3 protein-coding genes and 1 pseudogene are annotated in these 3,749 nt (G+C 39.7%); 2 read left to right on the top strand and 2 right to left on the bottom strand.

Annotated features, from left to right (window positions below; all coding sequences use genetic code 11):
* Positions 1 to 985: serine/threonine-protein kinase (locus tag LC574_RS30660; protein ID WP_229457363.1), on the bottom strand; the 985-nt coding region annotated here is incomplete at its 3' end.
* Between the two features lie 231 nt (positions 986 to 1,216).
* Here LC574_RS30660 and LC574_RS30655 point away from each other — a divergent pair.
* Positions 1,217 to 1,387: a hypothetical protein gene (locus LC574_RS30655; protein WP_229457362.1), complete on the top strand. Its 171-nt coding sequence runs from the start codon at positions 1,217 to 1,219 to the stop codon at positions 1,385 to 1,387.
* 74 nt (positions 1,388 to 1,461) lie between these two features.
* Here the strand turns inward: LC574_RS30655 and glsA are convergent, their stop codons facing one another.
* Positions 1,462 to 2,445, bottom strand: a complete 984-nt coding sequence (gene glsA, locus LC574_RS30650; RefSeq protein WP_229457361.1) for a glutaminase A — start codon at positions 2,443 to 2,445, stop codon at positions 1,462 to 1,464.
* Between the two features lie 898 nt (positions 2,446 to 3,343).
* On the opposite strand from glsA, the pseudogene LC574_RS30645 reads away from it, so the two are divergent.
* Positions 3,344 to 3,749 (top strand): annotated as a pseudogene (locus LC574_RS30645) (septal ring lytic transglycosylase RlpA family protein); the annotation flags it as partial.

The following is a 3,749-nucleotide window of genomic DNA, read 5'->3' as shown; positions in this document are numbered from 1 at the left end:
CTAAAAGTCCTTTAGAATTTCCGTGTTGTGCAATACTTTTATTATTTAATTTTTGGGTAGTTAGACAGTCAGCCAAAGTAGGCAAATAGCTTTCATGGCCTAAAGCTTTTATCACTTCATCGGCAGTTTTAAACCGATCATTTAACGAAATTTTTACCATTTTCCCTAAAATCTGGGCGAAACTGTTGCTAATATTTACTTCTTTTCGCCAGCATATTTCACCAGTATTTGCGTCGTAGTCAAATTCTAAAGGACTTTTAGCAGTCAACATAAAAATACAAGTTATACCCAGTGCATAAATATCACTGGCATAAACTGGACGTAGAGAAAACTGTTCTGGTGGTGCAAATCCCCTAGTTCCGATAAAGTTGGTGTTTGCAACTTGATTGCGAGAGTTTTCACAAGCATCAGCTAATAGCTCTTTCACCGCTCCAAAATCAATCAGCACTATTCGCCGGTCATACTCACACCGCAATAAATTCTGGGGCTTAATATCCCGATGAATCACATGATGTTTATGAAGATACTGTAATACAGGTAATAATTCTTGCAAAAACTGTTTAACTGAGGCTTCACTTTTAGCCCCAGTTTGCCGGACTTCTCGTGCCAAAGTCAAACCCGGTACGTATTCTTGAATTAAAAAAAACTCTCCATTCGCCTGAAAGTAGTCTAATAGCATGGGAATTTGCGAATGACTACCGAGTTGACCCAAAGTTCTTGCTTCTTTTTCAAAGCGCCTACATGCCCTTTGCCAGCTTTGAGGATTAGTCACTTTCGGACAAAGTTGTTTAATAACACACAGAGGATTCCCAGGTAATACAGCATTTTTGGCTAAAAACGTGATCCCAAAACCACCTCTACCTAAAATTTGCACTATTTCATAGCGATCGCGAAATAGCTGCTTGGAACCACACATCTGACCAAGTTGAGTTTGCGGTGAAATGCTCTCTTGAGAATTCGTTATTTTCTGAGAAAAGTGATCCATTAGCATAGAATATCTGTTCTGAAATGTTTTTAATCTTACGACAAATATTCCTTAATTACAGTAAGATTACTGCAACTTTGCCAAATCATCAAAGTTTTTCAAAAAATAAAACTAAATTTTTGTAGAAATTACAGATTGACAAACAAGATTAAATATGCATAAAAATCATTTGCCACACATGAAAAACTCCATCCCCTTGTGGGTGGAGTTTTTGGGCATGGGTAATGGGGAATGGGGCATGGGGAAGAAGCTACCAATGCCCTATGCCCTATGCCCCAAGCGACAGGGCGACTATCCCTCTCCACCCACGAGGGGATGGAGTTTCCCGTCGCTTTCAATGAATCGGCTGTAGGAGCGTACATCTGTCATTTGTGTAAACTCAAGGTAAAAGCCAGTGCATAACAAGCTTTTAGAGATTGTCTCGTCAAGAGTCTCCATCCATATTTGGTATTTCTTATCAATGCGTAAGTCCTAATTTATTGAAATTTCGCCTCTTCACCTGAACAATCAAATAGATGTAAACCTAACCGTTGGGAAAGTTCTTCACACACCTTCACCCCCCGCACACTGTTACCGCGTACATCCAACAGGGGCGAAAAAACTCCAATGCCCATTTTATTGGGTACAACGGCGATAATCCCACCACAAATCCCGCTTTTCGCCGGAATCCCAATTTTATAAGCCCACTCACCTGCAAAGTTGTACATTCCGCAGGTATACATCACACTCAAAATATCTTTGATGTAACGCTTATCTACCGCCTGTTCTTTGGTAATGGGGTTAATACCTCTGTTAGCAAGGGTAGCCGCCATCACTGCTAAGTCTTGGCAATTCACCATCACAGCACACTGCTGGAAATAAAGATCCAGCGACTCTTCAATATTCCGGTCAATCATGCCAAAGTTGAGCATCAGATGCGCCATTGCGCGGTTGCGATGCCCTGTACTGCGTTCTGAGGTAAAAACTGAAATGTCAACGAACACATCGCGGCCAATATATCGCCGAAACATATCCAGCATTCGGTTGAGGCGTTCGGTGGGGCCGGAACCTTTAATTAAGCTGGTGGTTGCGATCGCACCTGCATTTACCATTGGATTATAAGGTCGCTTCGATTGCTCATCCAAAACAATCGCGTTGAATGCATCCCCCGTCGGTTCCACGCCAACTCTAGTCAAAACGTAATCCAGTCCATGATCTTCTAAGGCCAGTCCATAAGCAAACACCTTGGAAATTGACTGAATTGTAAAGAGGTGATCGTAGTCGCCAACTTTGTAAACCTGACCATCTACTGTCACAATGCAAATGCTGAACAAGTCCGGGTTTGCCTTTGCCAGTTCTGCAATATATTTCGTTACTGCACCCTCTCGGACTGACTTGTACTGGGAATGCAACTCATTGAGAACAGCTTTTAATGGCGATGGATTTATTTCTAAATCTCCTTGATGTGCTTGGTTTGTCATCAGGCTGATAGGATTTCCCAAAATACCTACTATATATAGTAGGGGTACAGCTGTACATCCCTACAGCCGCAAAGATTTTTGAACAGATATCTTGCTCTAAAAAATCATATTTGAGCAAGTACTTAGGTTAAAAAAAGGTAGTTGTGCTTTATGATACTTTGCAGATTTGAGCTACAAGCGATCGCAAAGATTTTTTAATTTTTTTATCATTCATCCTGAAAAACATTAAGTTGAGTATATTCCTTTTTTTTATACTCAGTATTACTAGGATGTCAAGTTACATATATCACTATTTTTAGTCTAGTCATGGAAAATAAAAGTCATGATTAATCTAAGTAGAAAAACCTTTGAAAAAAGATATTAAACTCAAATTAATTTACATAATTATTTAAGATGTAACTCAGATCACGACTTCTTCATAGGAAAATATAAAGATTTCGTTAAATAAGTTATTTTAAGTATTTATGCCGATGCCATTCAATTAAAGTTATATTAAATTCTAATTGGAAATAGCCAAAATAGATGTAATATAAAATACACGGGTAGCGACGAGCCTTTAGAACCGATGTGAATAGGGTATCGTTGCTTTAGCGTGCAATAAGCGTAAAGTTTTTTTAAGAAATTTTGGACTTGCCAAAAAAAGCGTTACATAGCCAAAGTCCGCATTTGAGAAAGGTTTCGCCCGGAAAATTGGAATTGAAATTAAGAAAGCTGCCAAGAATTACGCTAAAACCCTGATCCCCAAGCCAAAAGGTTCGTGCTAGTCTGTTGCAGTTATAAATAACAAAGTGGAAACGCAACGAATTCGAGTTTTTCAGGAGGGAAGTCACTTTCACAAAGTGAAGAATCCCGCGAATTATAAAACTTAAATTCTACAGTCGCTTTAAAAAACGGACGCATGAATCAAAGACATTTGTGGATTATTGTTGCCCTGTCTATTGCTGCTTTGGGCATACCCTCAGTTGGTTGCACTCAAACCACCAAGGGAAATGCGCTAGCTTCCCAGAAATTACCTGCCCCTGATGTGGTGAAGGTGGGAGAGTACCAATCCAGAGCAGGGAAACAAACCTTGGATGCTGTGATTACAGAAATTCATCCTCACAACATTAGAGGACGTAAGGCGGCAACCCTTTTTATCCGAAATATACCTGTTCTCACCTTTTTGAGTTCTGTATCAAATACGAATCTTGAAAGTAAAAAAGTTGGTGCAATCGGAAATACTGGGGGCGTACAAGGGTACGCCCTTATTGCTAGCAATTCATCAAATGCACTGAATACTAAGAACGAAACAGATGTGAGTAACC

This window comes from Nostoc sp. CHAB 5715, assembly GCF_020829685.1.
Taxonomy (GTDB): Bacteria; Cyanobacteriota; Cyanobacteriia; order Cyanobacteriales; family Nostocaceae; genus Nostoc.
This window is presented reverse-complemented; position numbering and strand designations above follow the sequence as displayed.

What these genes read in the sequence shown, in the direction of transcription:
- LC574_RS30655 (WP_229457362.1), top strand. Translation starts at nt 1,217, where the DNA reads ATGGGGCATGGGGAAGAAGCTACCAATGCCCTATGCCCTATGCCCCAA.
- glsA (WP_229457361.1), bottom strand. Translation starts at nt 2,445, where the DNA reads ATGACAAACCAAGCACATCAAGGAGATTTAGAAATAAATCCATCGCCA.